Source organism: Roseimaritima multifibrata (genome assembly GCF_007741495.1).
Classification (GTDB): domain Bacteria; phylum Planctomycetota; class Planctomycetia; order Pirellulales; family Pirellulaceae; genus Roseimaritima; species Roseimaritima multifibrata.
In genome coordinates this window covers 770,652-791,735 of the sequence record NZ_CP036262.1, presented here as the reverse complement: position 1 = coordinate 791,735, position 21,084 = coordinate 770,652, and the positions used below count along the sequence as shown (strand labels likewise).

Genomic DNA, 21,084 nt, shown 5'->3' with positions numbered 1-21,084 from the left:
GCCCGCTGAAAGGACCCCATTTGCAACCGATCTAAGCCAAACTTTTTGCGATTTCCAACAGCCCTTCTTCGTCGCTAACGGTCGGCTGATAACGGAGCAATTTACGAGCTGCCGAGATATCAAAACTGTGATCCTTCGCCAACTGTGCGGCGACAAATCGCGTCATCGGCGGCTCGGACTTTATCCGAAACAATTTGTAGAATTTCTCAAAAGCGGCGCCCGCTTTCCAAGCGGATTCGAAACCGATCCGCTTTGTCGGCGGCGTCACGCCATGAACCTCTAAAACCTTAGCGATCCACTCCCAACAATTGACCGGTTTTCCTTGAGTGATAAAAAACGCCTTGCCTCCCGCGTCGGGATCATCCCACTGCGTCAATTGATCCAGTGCATTTAAATGAGCGGCCGCAGCGTTGGTCACATGCACCGTATCGATCATATTGTTGCCATCTCCAACGATCCGCAAACGCCCGCTTTTGGCGCGTGCCACCAACCGCGGGAACAGATGCGGATCCCCTAAACCCCAAATCAAATGGGGACGAAGAGCCGCGGTGTGCAGATCACCAGGCTGATGAGCCGCCAAAACGGCCTGCTCACCCAATGCTTTGGTCTGTGGATAAGCGCACAACCAATGCTGGGGGTAGGGAACCGATTCATCGACGTCTGTTTGATCTTCGCCGTCAAACGTTACGCTTGGGCTGCTGGTATACACCAACACTTTAACCCCGGCTTTCCGGCAGCCCGCAATCACGTTTTCGGTTCCGACCGTGTTGATTTCGTGATAGGTTTTCCACGGCCCCCAAATCCCGGCTTTTGCAGCGGTATGGATGACCGCATCGACCCCCTGGCAAGCCTGTTGAACGATCGCGGCGTTGCGCACATCGCCCTGCACCAGATCGACTCCAGCGCGTTGTAATTCGGGGTAGTCACTTCGCCCAAGCCCTTTGACCTGATCGCCGCGGCGAAGCAGTTGCTGGACAATATTGGAGCCCAAAAACCCCCCGCATCCTGTTACCAATACTTTCATCCTGATTATCCTTTTGGCAGATCGATCACGCCGTCCCAACCGGTGGGGGCGACTCGCCCGTGGCGTGCGATCGTCGCGGTCAAAAAATCCTTGGCTCGATCCTCAGCCGGCACTTCATGCAAAGCCGCAAAAGCCTCGTCCCAACGTCCCAAAATGAGTGCATCAAGAGCGGATTCATATTGCAATAGATCTCGGTTTGCAAGTGGCGACTGCGGACCTTCGGGGGGCAACAATTGGCAGACGTCAATCGCTCCACTAAATCCTGCCGGACGGACACGCACCAGCCTGCGGACCCGCGCCAAACTAGACGGAACCGAATTGCGTACGAAGTCGGCCGTCGCTTCATCGATCAGGATTTCTGCCGCTAACGGTCGGGTCATCCCTTCCAGACGACTGGCCAGATTCACGACAGGACCAAACGCTGTTACTTTCACTTGGTCGATGGTTCCGATACGTCCCGCCACGGCTCGCCCGGTGGCGATTCCAATACCACACCGAAAACCACTCATCGGGCGATTTGCACCGGTAGCGGCCGCAAGGAATTCTTCCGAAATCGCGATCGCCGCACGACAGGCTCGCCCCGGTGCATCGACCTGATCAAGCGGCCAGCCCCAAAACCCCATCGCCGCATCCCCATGGAAATCGCCGACAACCCCATCACGATCCAAAATGTGACGCGTCATCACGCCCAACGCTTCGCTCACTCGATTCAATAAATCCAGTAGATGGTCCGAAGCTTCCTCGCTTCGACGCGAAAATCCCCGCAGGTCACAAAACAGAACGGAAACATCGGCTTCCCGCGGCTCCAGCACCTGGTCGGCATCCCGTGTTGCCAGTGCCTCCATCACGACAGGAGCAAAAAATCGTCGCAACCCCGCCTGCCGACGTTGCAGCGAGCGGACCTGACGAAGGTTCCCCATCGTGGTAGCGACCAATTCGGTGAATTTCACATCATCTTGCAGGTCTAAAGGGGCCGCCATCAAAGACTGCTCGAGGAATGTCCCTCCGGTCACGTCCAACTGCCCGGTTACATACAACGCCCAACCCCGGCACGATTCTGCCAGAATCGGCACACAGTACGCCCAGTCGACATCCTCACTAGCGGTGTAAGCGCCCGCCTGACCTTCCCTCCGACCGGCTCCGCCCCACAGATGAAGAATACTCTCACCGCGTTGGACGGCGGAGCGGGCTAAGCGAGCACTAGGATTTGGAGCCTGATCAACCGTTGATCGGCTATCGTAATGAAGAACCTGAACGTCGGCCTGGTCCGATTCGCCCTCAAGATCTTCATCCACGCAGACGATTGCTACCATGGTGGCGCCCGGAGTCGCTTGCAGCATCATCCCCACCACGCGCACAAACAATTCCGAATCGGAATTGCTGCCCGAAATTAGATCGGGCAAGCGACTGAGCATATCGATTCGTTTAGGCGCGTCCCGAAATCGTTGACGACGAAGGGCTTCTCGATCAAAAGCATGCTCGGTGACTTCCAGCGGTCCGGCCGCTGGTCGGGCCGCCGTGCGACGAGCAAGCGTGAACGTGGTTCGCCCAATGACAAAATGCTCGCCCGCAGAGAGTGCAAACCGATCCTGTTCTTGACCGCGAAAAAAGATGGGATTCTGGGCGGTCGGCAACTTCTGAACATTGACCATGCCATCCGCTTGCACCGCAAGAACCGCATGCTGACGCGAAATACGATCGTCCCAATCGGTTTTCCATGTCCCTTCAACACGTCCCAAGGTTACCGCTGCAGGCAACCCGCTCCCGTCTTTTGGGGTGGGAAATCCACGCCTCCAGCGATCACTGCTGCGAGGTCCTTGAGCGATCAATTCCAACATCAATGTTCTCCATTCCGAATCGACTCCGCAGCCGCTAAACCTGCCATAGCCCCAGTACTAAACGCGGACTGAAAGTTATACCCGCCAATCCATCCATCTAGATCAAGCACTTCTCCAGCAATATATAAACCATCCACCAGACGGCTTTGCATGCTCCGCGGATCGACTTCGGACAACCGCACCCCGCCGGCTGTCACTTCCGCTTTTTCGAATCCTCGTGAACCGTGGACCGGCAATTCGTGCTGCTTCAAGAACCCTGATAGCCTTAACCAAACTTCTCGTTTCAATTCGGCAAGCGGGAAAACCTGATCCGCCGCACCCGCTCGCGGAACATCGGTTCCCTGAATGGCCAGCTGAGCAATCGCACTAGCCAACCGACTGGGGAGGAGCTTGGTCAATGCATTGGCAAGCGTCTGACCGCCCCCTTTGCGTTTGATATCCGCGATCCAGTCTTCGACCGCAGCGGTCGACATCGCTGGTAACAAATCGATGACCAGTCGGTCATCGGTTACCCCATCGGGTGTCGTCAAATAACGGCTCACATCCATAACAGCCGGTCCCGAAAAACCGCGATGCGTGAACAAGAATCCTCCTTCACGTCGAATCAAGGGCTTTTTCCTTTTCCCGCTACGTCGGCCGCCATTACCGGTCGATGAATGCGGTTTCGCACTCGCCCAGACTTCCAAACCGATTTCAGGCAATGTTAGCCCGCTCAACTCGCGGGACCAATCGGCCCCACCGGTCAGCGGAACCAAAGCGGGCCGAGTCTGTTCAATCGAATGCCCCAATTGCGACAACCACTCGTAAGCATCACCAGTCGTCCCACAGCCTGGCCAACTGCGACCACCAGCCGTTACGATGACTTTGTTTGCAGACACGGTTCCCGAATCCGTTTGCACTTCCCAGCAGCCTTCTTGACGCTGGAGGCCTTGGACGCCCGCCCCCAACCGAACCTGCACGCCTTGAGCGTGTACGTCGCGGAGCAACGCATCGCGGACTTCCACCGCGCGATCATTCTTGGGAAAGACCTTACCGGTCGATTCGATTTTGGTGGCGACCCCCAGGTCATGAAACATTTTGACCGTTGCCTGAGGTGATAATTGATCGAGGGCCTGCCGCAAAAACCGTCCCGATTTCCCAAAGGCTTCCATGATTCCTGCGTTTCCACAGTCATGGGTCAAATTGCAGCGGGTCCCACCCGACATCAAGATTTTGGCACCCGCTTTGCGATTTTTCTCCAGTAACAGCACCGAAGCATCGCCGGAAGAAGAAGATGCCAGCGATGAACGCATCGCTTCCGCGGCGCGCGCTGCGGCGATCATTCCGGCCGCACCGGCGCCGATCACTACGACATCGAATTCACTGCGAGCAATTACCACGTTGGCTTTCTTAAAACGAGAATCGGTCCACCATTCAGTTACGAAATTCAAGCAACGCGGAAGGACGAACGCCGTCTGCAGAATTCACTTTTTTCAGAAGCGCGGTCTCGATTGAATCCGCTGGGCGGCCGCCGATGCCATCGCTTGATGGGCTTCACAAACGACCAATGCTCGCCACGTTTTCCAACCATCCGACATCCGCATTTAGTCGGCGCTCAAATCCACCCGGATGCACTCTTTGTCATTGCGAATGAAAACGCTTTGGTTTGCCCAAGCCGGCGCGGTCCAAACCACGGATCGCCCCGCGGCGGTATTGCTTGGTTCGATCACTTTCGCGCGATCGATTTCTTCATAGCCCGCGGGAGTCATTTTCGCGATGACCAATTCTCCCCGCTCATTGAACATCCAAACTCGTCCTTGATTGCGCACCATGATTGCCGTGCCGGTCCTTAGCGGACGTTTACCATCCAAGGGGGCGGTCGACTTCCATAATCGCTCACCGGTTTCGATTTGCACCCCGTAGAACGTGCCATCCTGATCGGCTCCGTACAAAATGCCATCCTCGGCGAAGGGCTGTACATTCACCGGCGACAATCCTTTATTACGTTCGTCCTGCCAAACCGTTTCAGCAGCCAGTCCATCCTTGGATAACCGGACCAGCAAGTTACGGCGGCTGAATCCACCGCCATACAACAGATCCCCCGACTGTACCGGAGACATAATGATCGATCCGTTATCCGCCGTGTAGGGAACCGACCAATAAGGTTGCCCCGATTCGGGAACGACCGATTCCATCGCCTCGGGATGCAACAAAATTAACTGCCGTTTTCCACCTGCCTGAATAATCGTTGGCGGGGAATACCCCGGTTCGCGAGTCGTTCCGTGTCGCCAGATTTCTTTGCCGGTCTGCTTGTCCAGTGCCACCACATGACTGCCTTTCCCTCCGGCCAACGTGATCAATCTTGGGCCATCGATCAGCGGATGTGCCGCGTATCCCCATAGCGGAGTTTTTGCATCGTAATCCGTTGGCAAAGATCGATTCCAAAGAACCTCTCCGGTCGCCGCATCGAAACAATACAGATCTCCCTCCGCACCCAACGTGTAGACGTTGTTGCCATCGACCGTTGGCGTGCAGCGTGGACCGGCGGGATACGAAATACCGTACGTCACCGGGTATTCATGCTTCCAAATCAATCGCCCGTCGCGTTCATCCAGGCAGAGTACTCTTTCGGTGCCTGAATAGGTTTCACGATTGAAGTTATCGGTCTGCACATCTTCCGCGGTAACGTAGTCCGTCACATAGACCCGACCATTCGCGACCGCTGGGCCTGCATACCCGCCTGCAACGGGGATTCGCCAAACGACCGACGGTCCATCGTCGGGAAACGATTCAACGATGTTGTTTTCTCGCCAAACATTATCGCGATGCGTCCCCATCCACTGCGGCCAGTCATCCGCCTGGGCGGTCAGCCCGCAGGCCCCAATCCAGAACAGCAAACCTGCCGACAGGCTGGCGAGCGGAGAAGTTAGAAAACGTCTTAGAGACACGCCTATTCGATGAAAAATCATGATGTTCGCTCACCAGTCGCTAAGAATCCGGCATTTTCCGGTCGGCTATTTCTTCTCGCCCAGCCCGACCATTTCCAACAAACGCAAAGCGTTGGTGGTCGGAGTGACTCCGCGGTGCATGACGTAGTCGAACGTCATCGTATCGCGTCCTTCTGCATCCTGTTCGATCGTTTCGCGAAAATGAACCGGTTCTGCCACACTCTGGAGAAGTGGATCATCGGCCAAATCAAGGTCGTGCGTGCTGATCGCTCCGATCGCACCGGTATCGATCAAGTGCCCTAAAACCCGAGCAACGGCAATCTGCCGCTCTCGATTATTGGTCCCTTGAAGGATTTCATCCAACAGATACAGCACCCTGCGTTCGGGCATCGACTGCAACCGCCGGGCATGTTCAACCACCGCCCGCAACCGCTTCAGTTCCGCCATATAAAACGACACACCTTCGCGGACGCTGTCTCGAACCCGAATGCTGGTCGATAGTTCAAGCGACGGAAGCTGGAATTTTTTTGCACAAACCGGAGCTCCTGCCGAGGCAAGCATCACGTTCAACCCGACCGAGCGGAGCATTGTGCTTTTGCCCGACATATTCGATCCCGTGACCAACAGAACCGTTCCAGGTGGACCGATCGAAACGTCGTTAGAAACCCTCGCCTGATCGGTCAACAGAGGATGGCCAAGTTGTTCGGCTTCGACCGTCCCCGCCTGCGACGCATCCAGCCAAGTCGCTCGCCCCCAATCAGGATACTCATCGCGGAGTGCTGCCAGCGACATGAAAGCTTCCATCGACCCCAGAGCCGAGAACCAATCTGTCACTTGCGGCCCATGCTTGGCCTGCCATTTTTCGAGCACTGCCAGAACATGCACATCCCACAGCGCGACCGCTTGCAGGATCACGTAGGCAATAAAAAGGATCCCCGAATGCCGCAGGGAAGCCATCGATGCGGCCGTCTGCAACTGACGCATTCCGGCAACCGCACTGCGGTCTGGATCGCTAACCAATGTTTTGCGAATCGCAGCAAGACTTTCCGGTGAATCGGGCAAATGTTCCGCGGTGGCAAACAACTGCGAATAACCTTCGACGTCCCCGCGACCACTTAAAGCGACCGAAAAAATATCTTGAACGGGTCCCAACTGCAGCACTGTCAAAAGGACGTTGATACCGACAACGGCTCCCCATCCAATCAGCAGCACCGGCAAGCTTCCCATCGCAACGGCGACGATAAACACGCCAACAAAGACCAATGGTGAAAGCCGAGCCCAGGTGAGCATCCAGCGTCGACTATCAAGGAAGGTTTCCCCCCCCGCCCATTCGACAAATCGATCCGGCTCTGCCGTTCCATCGGCGGCTCGTTTGGCAAGCAGGTAAAAAGTCTGGCGTTCCTCACGCAGCGGCGCGAGAACCTCGATAGCATCGGCGCGTGCATCGGCAGAATCTCCTTCAGCCGGACCGCCCAGCCACTTCGCCAGGGTGCGCAATCCCGGCCCCGTCGATGCAACCGAAGCCAATTGAAACAGAGATCCTCGACCGAACAGGTCCAAATCGTCGGCGACATCGGCCGAAACGCCATGGGATTCCATCCACGATTCGCTCGGTTCCCAAAGAGGCAGTCGATCCCAGCGACGCTGCAAACGCGACAGCAAACGCCGAACAATCGAACGAGCTCGACGAATCTCTTCTAATTCATCACGCACCCGTTGATGAAGGGTGATGATGACCAAGAAGGCGATCACCGATCCCCAACCGATCCAAACCAAAGGGGCCAAGCCTTCGCTGACATACCCGAAAAACAGGCACCCCAGCGCCGAAAAGAAAGCCAACAAACGAGCGATATGCCAACGGCGATCGACCTGCTTACAGGCTTCACGCGACTCCTGCAGGACCTGCAAGCGGTCTTCATAACGTTGCATGGCTGCCTGACAGCCAGAAATAGCTGATGCAGAAACTTCCTTGTTGTCCACCTACGCGGCCTCGATCTGTGAGTCTGATATTCGACGATTGCTAGAAACGCTTGCTCCACCGATTACTTTCAGGGCGACTCGATCTTCCAAATTGGGACGGAAGATTGTCAGCAACAACAAGGGAAGGAACCAAGCGATATACATCCCTCCTCCATAACCATGCCAAAACTGGGACGCCACCATCAACGCTGCCGAGCAACTAATCAGCGTCCCCAGATTCTTCTGAGCCGGCCAAACGGCATAAAAACCGGACAGCAACAAGAACGCAACCAGAACCGGTAGTCGCCAGATCGGGAACCACCCCAGCCCCCAAACGCCCAGCAGATTTTCACTACGTGGTAACCACAACCCAAACATCTGTTGAACTCGGTCACCAAGGTCCGACCATCCGCCCAGCGTCAGACATAACATCAGCGAACCGATCGTTATCGCCACGCCCCCAATGAACCGCTTTCGTCCACGTTGCCAATAGAAACCGATCCACAACGGCAAGAGAAACAGCGGGTAATAAACCAAGCCAGCAGCCAGCCCCAGAAAGATCCCAGCAACAAGCGGTCGCCGATAGAACAAGACCGCCCAAACCAACATTGCCGCCGGCAGGACATGGTCCACCCTCCCGGTCATCTGAGCGGTATAAGGCAACAGCAAATACAAAAGCGCACACCCCGCTCCAGCACGTAGGTTTCCGAAGTGGCGATAGCCGATCAACACAATCCCTACCAAAACCGCAATATGGGCCAAGATCACCAGCACCCGAGCCAACACGGATGAAGAGATCGAGGGCGGTTCGCTGGACGCCAGTAACTCAGAAGTGATCGGCGCGTCCAAACGTTCATAAGCGTCCGCTCGGATTGGAAGCGCTGGCAGCGCCTGGATCAGCGGATAACCAGCGGGACTCATCTCTGGGCCTAATTCCCGCTGCTGCCTAGCAGTACTTGTGACCACGTTGGCCATCAAAAACACCAGCAGCGATCCACCGATAAAAAACAACCCGCCGGTCGTCAGATTAGGGGCCAGCAGAGGGCGCCGGACCATTGCAGAATCAAGCAGCAACCGCAGCAGGATCAGCATCTCGATTCCCAGCAGCCAAATAAATCCGCGCAGCTGCAGCCGGTTTCCTGCTTCATGCTCACCGAACAATTCCAATTGATCGCTTAAGGCTCTCACGCGTTCTGCGTTTTCAAGCATCGTCCCGCGAGGGGCGACCATTGGCGATTCGGTCCCTGGCAGCTCAACCGACATCTCCTGGGACTCGGAAGCGATGACCAAATCATCCACTTCCCTCAACGGGGTTTCCCCCGGCGGCAGCATCGCCGCCTCTTCACGCCCGGCTTCCAATCCTTCCACAGCGGCGACCAGTTCACTGGCATGGAAGGCGTCTCGGCGTCCGCCATAAACCATCAACAACCCTGGTGCCAACATGATCAGCAACAAGATGTCGAGATTACGGATGCTCCAGAAGCGATGGAAAACGAAAAACAGCCCAATCGTCAGAAATGACGAGAGGTAGACCCATGTGGCTGGGTCCGGCCGTTTGTAGTGCAGAAGGAATTCGCTCATCGCCAGTCCCGGTGGGCCGCGACACAAAATACCGTACAAAAAACTTGACAGGCCCAATCGGCTAGGATAAACCGCCCGGGCACTCAAGGGAAGCGGCGCAATTGTGCTACTCGGTCTCCGCCATGTCACGAGCATGGTAACTGCTTCGTACAAAAGGCCCACTCGCAACCTTTTTGAAGCCCATTTGCTTGGCGATATCGCCTAGTTCTTCAAATTCTTCGGGTGGAACATAGCGAACCACTGGCAAATATTTCTCGCCGGGCTGCAAATATTGTCCGAGCGTCAGGAAATCGACATTGTTCTCTCGCAAATCAGCCAGAGCGTCTAACAATTCGCCTCGTTCTTCTCCCAATCCCAGCATCAATCCGCTTTTGGTTTTGACAACAGGATTCAATTCTCGAACGTGCTGCAACATCCGCAGCGTCCAGGCGTAATCACTCTTGGGGCCACGAACCCGACGGTATAGACGGGGGACGGTTTCCATATTGTGATTAAATACTTCAGGAACCGCTTCGATCACGCGGTCCAGTGAGGGTTTGCACTGCACGAAATCGGGAGTCAAAACTTCCACGCTTGCTCCGGTCCGTTCACGAACCGCCAGAATGCACTGGTAAAAATGCTCAGCCCCCCCATCGGGCAAATCATCGCGTGTCACACTTGTGATCACGACGTGCTTCAGCCCCAGTCGATAGGCGGCCTCGGCAACCCGTTCCGGTTCGTCCGCTTCAGGCAACTGCGGAGGACGTCCACGATGCACGGCACAAAAACCACATGGCCGCGTGCAAACGTTGCCTAGAATCATGAAAGTGGCGGTCTGCTGACTGTAACACTCCATCCGATTGGGGCATTTTGCGTTCTCGCACACCGTCTCCAAACGCAATTCCTCCAGCAAACCTGACGTTTTATGATTCAGGTTTCCTTTGGGAACAGGGCGTTTCAACCAACGCGGCAACCGCCCGGAAGCGGAAGTCGTTGTCCCGGCGGGCATTTCAGGTTCGGCTACCACTGGCAAACGAAAAGCCATTGATTTCTCGGCGTGAAAGGAGCAGTCAAAAGAAAAATCAGCAGGAATTAAACAATTTTCCTAAGCATAAGTGTAACCTCCCAAACCATAAACTCGAAGGGTGGGCCTCCGGGCAACTCAAAGGAACACCAAAACAGGCCGATTAAAGAAAAACCGAACCACCCCCGACAAGCCTCCGTAGTGAGGGATGTCGGCGAACCGTGCCACGGCAGCTACAATCGATTGTTTGTCCCTTTGATCCGTGCTCCAGACATTCCTCCCGATGCCAAAAAAGAATCGCACAAAGAAGTCCGCTTCCAGTGGCAAAAAAGGGAAGGCTTCCAGCCAGCAGCCGACAACCACCATTGTCTCGGAGAATCGAAAAGCGAGACATCGCTACGAGATCATCGATTCCCTTGAATGTGGGATGATCTTGATGGGCAGCGAGGTTAAAGCGATGCGAGATGGCAAGCTTTCGCTGGATGAAGCCTACATTCGTTTCCAAAAAAATGAACTGTGGCTGATCGGCGCCGACATCAGCCACTATGCCAACGCTGGAATGTGGAACCACGACCCGCGTCGCCCACGCAAACTGTTGCTTCACAGCCGCGAACGAGAAGCCTTTGCGGTCAAAGCCAAAGAACGAGGACTTACCCTGATTCCGCTGCGTGTGTACTTCAATGCACGTGGGATCGCGAAATGCGTGATGGGATTGGCCAAAGGGAAACAACTGCACGACAAACGACAAACGATTAAAGAACGAGACACCCAACGGGGCCTCCAACGTGCAATGCGGCGGCGATAGGCAGCCGTTTATTTGCTTGCCAGCAGGACCGCGTAAGCGGCTTGTTGACTTAATCGAAAGCGGAGAAAGATTATCGCTTTTCGCTTCGCGAAAGTAGCTTTAAGGGAGCGTTCTTTCGCGGAGCGAAAGGCGACAATCAACACGCCGCAAGCCACCTAGTGGCATCGCGGAAAAAACGAAACGCCTAACCGAGTGGCCTCTCGCCGCTACCATCCCCCCACCTAAACTCCCATCGATCCGATGCTCAACATCAACGGACTTAAAAAGTCGTTTGACCAACCCGGCGGTGGTCGCATGCCAGTGCTGGATATCCCTCATTACGCGATCGCGGCAGCCGAACAGGCGGTCCTGATCGGACGTAGCGGCGGCGGCAAAACGACTCTGCTGCATGTCATTGCAGGACTGACGACCGCGGATGCAGGATCCGTCCGTGTCGGCGATATCGAACTGACCGAGTTAAGCGAAGCGGGACGTGATCGATACCGCGCCGCGATGTTGGGCTACGTTTTCCAAACCTTCAATCTTCTACCTGGTTTTACGGCGCTGGAAAACGTTCGCTTGGGAATGTCGTTCGCCAGCGGACGACACGACATCGGCCGCGCTCGTGAACTACTCAATCGCGTTGGTTTGTCCGACAGAGAAAACCATCGACCGGCTCAATTATCCGTTGGCCAACAGCAACGCGTCGCAATCGCGCGAGCCCTCTCGTCCAAACCCAAACTTCTGCTCGCTGACGAACCGACCGCGAACGTCGACCCCGCCAGCCAACAACAAGTGATCGACCTCATCCGTCAGACCTGCCAAGACGAAGAGGTCGCGTTGCTGCTGGTGACCCACTCGATGGAGGTCGCCAACCAATTTGATCGAGTGGAAAATCTCGCTGACATTAACGTTGCATTCGCTGCAGCGACCGGAGCATCTCAGTCATGAATATTCTTCAAATCGCCTGGCGTAATTTCCAGCAACGCTCGCTTTCCAGCATTTTGACCACCCTCTCGCTCGCCCTTGGCGTCGCGTTGACGGTCGCCGTCTTGGCGGTCTACGGGATCGTTTCCGATGCGTTCCAAAGGAACGCATCGGTCGGCTACAACCTGGTCGTTGGCGCAGAAGGCAGCCCGCTGCAGCTAACTCTCAATTCGGTCTACTACCTCAGCCAACCGATCGAAAATCTGCCCTACACGCAGTACATGGAATTCATGACCAAAGAACAGCGGGCCGAACAGGTTGCACTCTACGGCGGGCCGGCTGAACTTGGCGAGCGAGACGGAGCCTTCAGCGCTTATGTGCGTGGTGGGTTCGCGATCCCGCTTGCCTTGGGAGATTACTTCGGTCAATTCCGAGTCGTCGGCACCACCCCACAATTCTTTGCGGACCTGCGGCACGGCCTGGACGTTGACCAAGAATTCGAATTCCAAGCAGGCCGCCCCTTCGAATACAACTCGGAAGAAAATGGCTACTTCGAAGCGGTTGTCGGCTCACGCGTTGCAGAAGAAATGAAAGTCGGTGTCGGCGACCAATTCTTCCCTACACACGGTGACCCAAGCGGGCACGGACACGATCTGGGCTTCACCATCGTCGGAGTCATGAAACCGACGGGCACCCCCAACGACCGGGCGGCTTTTGTCAACCTAGAAGGTTTCTACCTGATGGACGGACATGCCAAGCCAATGGAAGAGGACGAAGCGGAAGCCGAAGTGGTCGCAGCCGTCGACGATTCCAAAGACCAGGAAGTCGTGGTGGCCGACGGCGAAGAAGTTGTTACCGAAGGCACTCCAAAATTCAAACCGCTCCCCATCCGCAACCGAGAAGTAACAAGCATTCTGGTCCGAACGGGCATGCCGCTCTACGGCCCCCAAATGCAGAACCTAATCAACGAAGATATCTATGCCCAAGCCGCTGCACCGATCGCCGAGATCACGAAACTGATGGAACTGATCGTCGCGCCGCTGCTGAAAGCCCTGATGGTTATTACCATCATCACCTGCGTGGTTGCCGCCGTAGGCGTTCTGGTCAGCATCTACAATTCGATGAATGACCGCAAAAAAGATATCGCGGTCATGCGGGCTCTGGGAGCCAGACGTGACACCGTTACCGGAGTCATCTTGGTGGAAAGCTTACTGATCGCAACCATCGGTGGTGCCTGCGGATGGCTGCTTGCCCACGTAGGGATCTGGATTGCTGGGGGCACCATCGAAGCCCAAACCGGCGTTCGTCCCGGACTATTTACGACGTCAACCTACGAGCTATACATCCTGCCGCTTATCTTGGGCCTCGCGGCAATGGCTGGACTGCTACCAGCCGTCGCCGCCTACCGCACCAACGTGACGGAAAACCTAAACGCGTAACGGCTACCCAAACGGCGCGCAAATGGGTGATTCAACGAATGAGGGCTTGCACTTTGGTGCAAGCCCTCATTTTTCATATGGAAAAACCACTCTACTTAAAATCGCCTACGCGGTTTGCGGCGATTGATTACCCAAGATCTGATCAAGCAAACCATAGGGAAGCTGACCGGCCAAATGCTCTAGAGCATTTTCCAGGCTATTGGTAACGACTTGGATCGTTTCCGATGAAACGCCTGCGTTTTCCAAGAAATCAATGAACTGGCCGTATAGCGATTCGGCTTCCGCCACCAAATCGTCAATATCCAAATCCGAATTTTGGAGCGAAGCAATCAAATCATCCAGATCGAAATCCAATACCGATCCAATGTCGCCGGTTAAGCTGCCGACCGATTGCAAAATAGCCTCGGTTCGAGCGTTTGCTGCGGCCACCTGATCGACGACGTCGTCTAGGTTGCTGAAGATTCCTTGATCCACCGCGTCGGCGATCTGATCGCCGATCCGGTCCAAACTATCAGGAAGGGATGACAGGACTTCTTGGACCGAATCATTGTCGCCAAAAATCTGATCCAAAGCCGAATCGATCGGGCTGGAAGAGCCGGCAACTGAACCCAAACGATTTACCAAACCTTCCAACTGACCAAGAACACTTCCCCCAATGGCCCCTTCGATGGCACTCAGAGCTTTCGACAAACTGCCAGATAGAATCTCATTCAAATCGAGTGGGTTGCTGGAACTGTCATCCTGGCTTCCTTCATCACTGGAACCCTGATCCCCGGAATCACTCGAGCCGGAATCTTCGGATCCAGAACCAGTGTCCCCCCCAACATCAGGTGCAACCGGATTCCCAGTCTTCAAACAATACACAATCCCCCAGCCAGGATGATCACTACCGATTGGATACCCCTCACCATCGGCTGGGTAATCCGAGCTACCGGCTGAGTCATCCGAACCACTGCTTCCGCCGGAGACAGCTCCAGTTAAATCGGTGATGGCATCACGAAGCCCGGGAAGATCGATTCCTGCCGACTCAAGTGCAGACAGCACGCCAGCCAGTTCGTCCTGCACCCCAGCCACTCTTAACCCTTGCAAAACCTCCGAGCGCAGCGACTGGTTCAATTCAGGAAGGATCCCTTCACGCAATCCATCCAAAACACTCTGTGCACGTTCAAGGCCCATCCAGACGGGCAAACTAGCCGATTCGAGCGCTGATTCTAAGTGCTCAATTCGATCGCCAAGATTGACCGTACTGGCGAAGCTTTCCGCGTCGATGCCGTAGCGATTCAGGTACTGAATGACGGACAATGCGTCACTCGGGGTTGCCATGCCATCGGCATTCACGTCGATCATCCCGCCCTCTCCAAGCGACTCACCCTGAGCCCCACGGACCTGCTGGTTCAAACCGTTGATGACTCGAAGAGCGTCCGTAGGGGTCACTCCGCCACTGCCATCAACGTCTTCCGGGGCAACGAAATTGTGCTCGATGCCAAATCCAGCGGCCAAAAGGTTGCGATTTTCCAGGGCTTCAGCACGTAGTGGACGACGTCTCATTTGCTTATTCCGTTTCATGGATCCAATTACTTGTGACACAGACGGGACTAAATCTTCGCAGACTTCCTAGTTATACCAGCCCGCACATTCCCAATCAGAATAGTCCATACCCCCCGCCCGTTCAACTAACCGTTTTTCGCCCCGCCACTAAGATCCCTCCCCCAAATCCACTGAACAAACGGCTAGTCATGCACCGAGCTTAACGCGACCGGACTGACCCCCAAGGACTCGACCAGAATCGCGTAGAAGACAGGGACAACAAACAGCGTCAAAACGGTTGTGAACAGTAACCCGACAATCATGCACCAGGCCAGCCCTTCCCAGAGCGGCCCACCACTCAGGGCCAATGGAATCAGCCCACCGACGGTGGTTGCGGTCGTTAGAAAAATGGGCAACATCCGTTGCTTCCCTGCATCGATCAAACAACTTCGGAACTCCCCAACGGTCAGACCGCCGCAGGGTCCGCCCGCCGTCCCCTCAACGGCTTTCTTACCGACTCGCTCAGCAATCAGAATGTCGGCGAATTCAACAAAGATAATCGCGGTGTTCAAAACGATCCCGAACAAAGCAAGAATCCCCAACTGCGGCATAAATCCAAGGGACTTGTCAAACAAGAACAATCCCAGCCAAGCACCTACAAGTGCCAGCGGAAGCGTCGACAAAATGATTAACGGCTTCGCCCAACCGTTGTACTGAAAGATCAGACACAACACGATCAACACAAACGAGGTCGCAAACGAAGTCATCATCTGCCCGCCCGCTTTCGCACTCTCCTCGAACGCACCCCCCGGTTCGATCCAGTATCCGTTGGGAAGATTGTCCTCCAGCGATTTCATTTCGTTCGACCGCAGCACTCGAGAGACGACATCATTCCCCGTCACTCCCGGCTCCATCTGCGAACTGACCTCAATGGTTCGATTCATATTGCGTCGTTCGATCCGAGCCAGTTGAAAGGTTGCATCCAAATCGGCCAAGGACGCCAACGGAACCTTGCCACGATCCCCTTCAACAAAGGACTCCTGCAACCCACCAACCGTCTGCCGCTGACTTTCCTTCAAGCGGAAATAGATCGGCACTTCATGATCCCCTTCGCGAAAGGTGGTCAAACGCAGGCCCGAATAGTACGAATGCAAGGTCTTCGCGACCTGAGAATTGGTAACCCCTGCCAACACCGCTCGATCAGGATCGACACGCACACGAACCTGAAACCCGTCGCCTCCCCAGGAATCATTCACATCCCAGGTTTCGGGTTGATCGTTGACGATCCGCTTCAGGCGTTTTGCCGCCGAGCGAAGCACCACCGGGTCCGCGAACCCAGAACCCGAAATCCGAAAGACCAATGGATCAGCGGGTGGCCCAAGCGCCAATCGAACAGGAACGACCCGAGCCCCCACAATCGGGCTCAGGCCCAATTCGGGGTCACCGCGTTCCGCCACTTCTCGAACGCGCTGGGCATACTCTTTGGTCACCGCAGTTCCGGTCGTGGCGACAAGAATCTCCGCAAAGGCCCGATTCTTCGGTTCAGGTTCCCAGCCCAGATGCCAGCGTGATGCGCCTCCTCCAACCATCGTTCGATAACATCGCAGTCGCTCCGCGCCGTCGCCTTCGGTACTCAAACGACGAATAATCTCCTCGACTTTCTTTGCCGTCTGATCGGTCTGTTCAATGGTTGCCGTTTCAGGAAGCACAACCTTAACAGCGAACTGAGTCCCATCCGCATCAGGAAAGAATTCGGAACTGACCGGCAGGGTCATAATTGCAACCAACAACCCGAGGGTTGCCACCAAAGTCCCCCATTTCCAACGAACCGCAAGATGGCCTAAACGACCATAAATCCGGAAAGCAAGATTCTCGTGATGAACGTCCGTTCCTTTGCTGCGGCCCCACGCTTGCGGCAAGAATTTCGGACGCGCCATTCGCGAGAACAAATCGACAACCGGCGAACCATGCTGACCCTCGCGAGGTGCGCGAATGATCATCCCCGCAAGAATGACACACAAGGTCATCGCCAACAGCCAACTGAGCGCCAACGTCGTCGAAACGGTAACCGGCAAACTGTAAACGTATTCCTTGCCGCCCCCCTCCAAGGCAAACAACATCGGCACAAAAGCGGCCATCGTTGTCAGGGTTCCCACCAACATCGGAATCGCCAAGGTATTGGCTCCTTCGATTGCCGCTGCGTAGGGCTTCATCCCAGCCATCTGATTCGTACGAGCCTGATCACAGACCTGGACCGCATTGTCGACCAACAGACCAAGTGAAATGATCAATGCCGCCAGTGAAATTTGCTCCAGTTCAACTCCGGCGATCGTGATCATACCGATCGCGATTACCACCACAATTGGAATGTTGGCAGCCATCACAAACGAGGTCCTAAATCCGACCACGATGTAGACCACGATCACCACAATCAGAACCGCTTCAATCACGTTCACAATCACATCGCTAATCTTTTTCGCAACGCTTTCGGATTGATCGGAAACCGGCGTCACCGCGATATCGGGTGGCAACTGCTGCGACACTTCGGTCAGTTCATTGACGCGATCCCTAGCCGCTTGGCAAACGTCGATAATATTCGCACCCGACTTCATCGTGATCCCCAGCATCACTGCGGGAGTGCTACCCGTTGTCTCTCCATAGCGGCAGATGTAGCTGGCAGGGCTTTCTACCGATCGAGTCACCGCCAGCCCCAGTTCCGAAAGGGGAACGCTGTTGTCTCCGCCCGCCGTTCGGACCGTACTGGCAATCTGATTGATCTCGCGCACGGCATTAAATTCGCCGCCGATCTGCACCGCATAATGGCCCGATTTTGTATCCAGCTCGCCCCCCGCTTCAATGATGTTGCGATCCCTAGCCAAAGATTCCAATTCAGCCGTTGTCAGTTTCAGCTGCGACCAGTTCGCCAAATCGGTTTCGATATAAATCGCTTCGTTTAACTCGCCAAACATCTCCACCTTGGCAACCCCGGGCAACAGACGCAGTGAATCTTGCAGGGTTTCCGCATAAATTTCTAACTGCCGGGGTGCATACAGATCTTCTTCGCGAATCTGCTCACGCTGATGAGAAGGCGTTTGATGGACCGCCAACAATAGAACGGACGTATCCCCAAACTCGTCATTCACAATCGGACGAACCGAACTGGACGGCATCGAGACCAAATTGACTCGAGCTCGAACTTTGTCCCAGACGTTCTGAATGTCGGCCGGTGAAACATTATCCTCCAGCTCGACAAAGATCGTTGACTGACCGGTCACCGTCGTCGACCGAGTCAACTTGACCTCTTCAATACTGATCAGTTCCTGTTCGATCTTGTCGGTCACCAATTCCTCGACCGTTTCGGCCGGAGCTCCCGGCCACGTGGTCGACACGACGCAAACCCGGATCGTGAATTCAGGATCTTCACGCCGTGAAATGGTCAGATAGGTGATCCCTCCCCAAACCATGGCCAAGACCACGACGGAAAGGACAATGGGCCGATACTTTACTGCGATTGCGGGCAAGGACATTGCGTTACAGTGCCTCCGTAGCGACTTGGGTAGGCTCCAGCGAACTCGCGTCGAATTTGGCGATCACTCGCACCGGTTGGTCATCGCGCAAAAAGTGGATTCCGCCAACAACGATCTCCATTCCGCTGACCAGTTCCGGGGACCGAATTTCAAACAAAGCTCCCGCATCCAAATTCTTGGTCCCTTGGCGATCGACTCGCAAACGTTTTACTTTCCCATCTTGGATCGCGAACACGTAGCATTGTTCGGCTTCTTCGTAAATCGCTTCAATAGGGACGTAAAAACCTTCCTCAGCTTGGTCGCTTGCCAAATTCACGGCAACCAAATCTCCGGGGCGGTGCATCCACTGGGCGTGGCTGTTCAAGACCACCGATTCGCCGTCCCAATGTGCCAGTGTCTCTTCGCCTCCCTCCAAGGTGCCGACATAGATCCAGTCCTCGTCGACCGGCATCGTTTTCCCATCATCGTCTTTGAATTGGACCGATCGGAAAAACCAGTTACCAAGAAACGGCACACGCAGATCTAACTCCTCCAACATCTGCTTGCGAACTTTCAAGACCTCCGGAAACAGATCCCTCCGCGTCGTATTGGTCACCAAGTAAACGAAGGTCTGGTCCCCTTCATGCACAATCGATTGCTCCTCGACCAGGACCACATTTTCAGGGGTCCCCATCATGCGATTCAATTTCAGGGGCCAAATATCCTCGGAGTAAACGGCTCCCATAGGAGCCTCCGCCGTCGATCCTAAAGTGCTCGATTTCTCATTCAGCATCAGCAGAGTCATCGTGAATGTCCGCGTGGTCGGATCCGCACTTGAATCCATGCTGTACACAAACGCATTTTCGTGCCGCATCGATCCATCGGGCAACCGGAAAGAGGCCGGCAAACCACGACGGCGACGAAGCTGCCTAGACTGCTGCGACGACAACTCCACCTCAACCTTAATGGGATTGGTCATCTGCAAAGTTAAGATAGGGTCCCCGGCATTCACCACGCTCCCGGGAACGACCATCACCTCGGATATCTGTCCCTGATAGGAACCATACAAGGTGGTGTTTTCCACATCCCGTTCCGCATCCAGCAAAGCTTGTTTGGCAGCCTCGATTTCGGCTGCCGCCGACTTCAGTTCCGTCTCTGTTTGCCGCTTGCTCGCATCCAATGAACGCAAAGCCGCCTGACGAGTCTTCTGCAGGATCCGGGCTTGGTCGAACTGAGCCTGTGAAATCGCGTTTTGCTCCTTCAGTCCTTTGACTCGCTCGAATTCAATTCCTGCAAGCTCCAGTTCGGCTTCGGCCGATTGCACGTCAGCTACCAAAGACTCTTCGAGGCGGATTTTCAGCGAATCCCGTTTCGCTTCGGCCATCTCAAGATTCGCCTTGGCCGATTTCACCGCGATGACGTAGTGGGCCGGATCGATCTGAGCCAGAGGAGTCCCCTTCTGAATCAGATTTTTGTCCGCGTCATAGACTCGGCCGTCGATGTCCTGACCAGGCTCCAAAACCCATTGAACCCGTCCGGATACCTCGAAGCCGATCTTTTCGTTCTTCCACGATTTGACGCTTCCCGAAGCGAAATAGGAGACCGGCGGCAAACGTTTTTCCAATGACATCACCGTCACAGGTTGTGGAGCCTTCGGCGGGAATTCACGCACCGGTTTACTGCACCCGATACTTTGCGCCAGCAACCCACCCAAAATGGGAATCCACAGTCCATGAACCATGCCTGATCGGACTTGTTTTCGATGTTTATTTTCCACGAACCGAATCCTCCACAGATCCCTGTAACAATTTCATAAATGTTTGCTCCAGCAAACCAAAAAAATCGATCCGAAAATCTTTGTATTCTGGCTCTTCTAGAACCGCCGCCATCTGCTCGGTTGGATAGGCAATGGGCCGCATTCCCGCGACGACGGCATGGTGTTGAAAGAGAAAATCTCGTGCTTCACGATCCGTTAGGGCAGGCAAGGCCTGCTGGATCCCAGCCACAAATCGCTCTTTTGGTATCAGCAACGATTCTTTGAAATCCGCGATCGCCTGATCGGACAAGTTCCGTTCCAGAACCGACGAAAGGATCGCCATCAGCCGACAAAACCGAGGCCGATCCCGCAGCTCTTTGACAAGTGCCGCGGCGACTCGCTTAGGCGTCGGAGATCGCATTCGGCCCAGACGACGCTCCAGGCTCTCTAGCCAGAGGACTAGCTCGTCGCCATGCATCGCAAGGAAAACCTCTTCCTTTGTCTTGAAATAGTGGTACAGGCTGGCTTTCCCCATGCCGGCGCGTGCTGCGATGTCCCGCATCGAAACCTCCGTCACCTCGCGCTCATCAAACAATTCGCCCGCAGCTAGCAAAATACTTGCGATCCGCGCGTTCTTTTGCTCCGGTTGCCTGGCTCGCTGCCACCCCATGATTTTCCTTTCTCCACAACAGCTCAAAGGATTACCAACCACCGGTCGGCTATTTATCGACCATCGGTCGATAAACATTAAACTTCGTTTCGGGATAACTGTCTACGGCTTAATTTCGATTCTTTTCAAAAACCTGGGATTCA

At 55.1% G+C, this 21,084-nt stretch carries 14 protein-coding genes; 3 read left to right on the top strand and 11 right to left on the bottom strand.

What is annotated here, in order from left to right; genetic code table 11:
• Positions 1 to 31: 31 nt before the first annotated feature.
• The 7 genes from FF011L_RS03045 to lipA all read right to left on the bottom strand — a co-directional run bounded on the left by FF011L_RS03045 (position 32) and on the right by lipA (position 10,353).
• Positions 32 to 1,024, bottom strand: a complete 993-nt coding sequence (locus FF011L_RS03045; RefSeq protein WP_145350093.1) for an NAD-dependent epimerase/dehydratase family protein — start codon at positions 1,022 to 1,024, stop codon at positions 32 to 34.
• Positions 1,025 to 1,029: 5 nt separating this feature from the next.
• Entirely contained in the window at positions 1,030 to 2,862 is a 1,833-nt protein-coding gene (locus FF011L_RS03040) for an adenylate/guanylate cyclase domain-containing protein (RefSeq protein WP_246109694.1), read from the bottom strand.
• On the bottom strand, positions 2,862 to 4,241 hold the full coding sequence (locus tag FF011L_RS03035) for a BaiN/RdsA family NAD(P)/FAD-dependent oxidoreductase (protein WP_246109693.1): 1,380 nt from the start codon (positions 4,239 to 4,241) through the stop codon (positions 2,862 to 2,864). Before FF011L_RS03035 ends, FF011L_RS03040 begins: the two co-directional genes overlap by 1 nt.
• Positions 4,242 to 4,445: 204 nt before the next feature.
• A complete protein-coding gene (locus FF011L_RS03030) occupies positions 4,446 to 5,789 on the bottom strand; it encodes an outer membrane protein assembly factor BamB family protein (RefSeq protein ID WP_218932983.1) in 1,344 nt (447 codons plus the stop codon).
• 66 nt (positions 5,790 to 5,855) lie between these two features.
• Positions 5,856 to 7,718 (bottom strand): MutS family DNA mismatch repair protein, encoded by a 1,863-nt coding sequence (locus tag FF011L_RS03025; RefSeq protein ID WP_145350091.1) that lies wholly within the window; start codon positions 7,716 to 7,718, stop codon positions 5,856 to 5,858.
• A gap of 51 nt (positions 7,719 to 7,769) precedes the next feature.
• Positions 7,770 to 9,329 (bottom strand): DUF2029 domain-containing protein, encoded by a 1,560-nt coding sequence (locus tag FF011L_RS03020; protein ID WP_145350090.1) that lies wholly within the window; start codon positions 9,327 to 9,329, stop codon positions 7,770 to 7,772.
• A gap of 106 nt (positions 9,330 to 9,435) precedes the next feature.
• Positions 9,436 to 10,353, bottom strand: coding sequence for a lipoyl synthase (lipA, locus tag FF011L_RS03015; RefSeq protein WP_145350089.1), 918 nt, complete (start codon positions 10,351 to 10,353; stop codon positions 9,436 to 9,438).
• A gap of 262 nt (positions 10,354 to 10,615) precedes the next feature.
• On the opposite strand from lipA, the gene smpB reads away from it, so the two are divergent.
• The 3 genes from smpB to FF011L_RS03000 all read left to right on the top strand — a co-directional run bounded on the left by smpB (position 10,616) and on the right by FF011L_RS03000 (position 13,482).
• Positions 10,616 to 11,137: an SsrA-binding protein SmpB gene (gene smpB, locus FF011L_RS03010; protein ID WP_145350088.1), complete on the top strand. Its 522-nt coding sequence runs from the start codon at positions 10,616 to 10,618 to the stop codon at positions 11,135 to 11,137.
• 240 nt (positions 11,138 to 11,377) lie between these two features.
• Positions 11,378 to 12,067 (top strand): ABC transporter ATP-binding protein, encoded by a 690-nt coding sequence (locus FF011L_RS03005; protein ID WP_145350087.1) that lies wholly within the window; start codon positions 11,378 to 11,380, stop codon positions 12,065 to 12,067.
• A complete protein-coding gene (locus tag FF011L_RS03000; protein WP_145350086.1) occupies positions 12,064 to 13,482 on the top strand; it encodes an ABC transporter permease in 1,419 nt (472 codons plus the stop codon). The genes FF011L_RS03005 and FF011L_RS03000 overlap by 4 nt, the downstream gene beginning before the upstream one ends.
• Positions 13,483 to 13,587: 105 nt before the next feature.
• Here FF011L_RS03000 and FF011L_RS02995 read toward each other — a convergent pair whose 3' ends face one another.
• The 4 genes from FF011L_RS02995 to FF011L_RS02980 form a co-directional block, all read right to left on the bottom strand.
• Positions 13,588 to 15,030, bottom strand: coding sequence for a dockerin type I domain-containing protein (locus FF011L_RS02995; RefSeq protein ID WP_145350085.1), 1,443 nt, complete (start codon positions 15,028 to 15,030; stop codon positions 13,588 to 13,590).
• Between the two features lie 182 nt (positions 15,031 to 15,212).
• Entirely contained in the window at positions 15,213 to 18,536 is a 3,324-nt protein-coding gene (locus tag FF011L_RS02990) for an efflux RND transporter permease subunit (protein ID WP_145350084.1), read from the bottom strand.
• 4 nt (positions 18,537 to 18,540) lie between these two features.
• Positions 18,541 to 20,292: an efflux RND transporter periplasmic adaptor subunit gene (locus FF011L_RS02985; protein ID WP_246109692.1), complete on the bottom strand. Its 1,752-nt coding sequence runs from the start codon at positions 20,290 to 20,292 to the stop codon at positions 18,541 to 18,543.
• Entirely contained in the window at positions 20,282 to 21,019 is a 738-nt protein-coding gene (locus tag FF011L_RS02980; RefSeq protein WP_246109691.1) for a TetR/AcrR family transcriptional regulator, read from the bottom strand. The genes FF011L_RS02985 and FF011L_RS02980 overlap by 11 nt, the downstream gene beginning before the upstream one ends.
• Positions 21,020 to 21,084 lie beyond the last annotated feature (65 nt).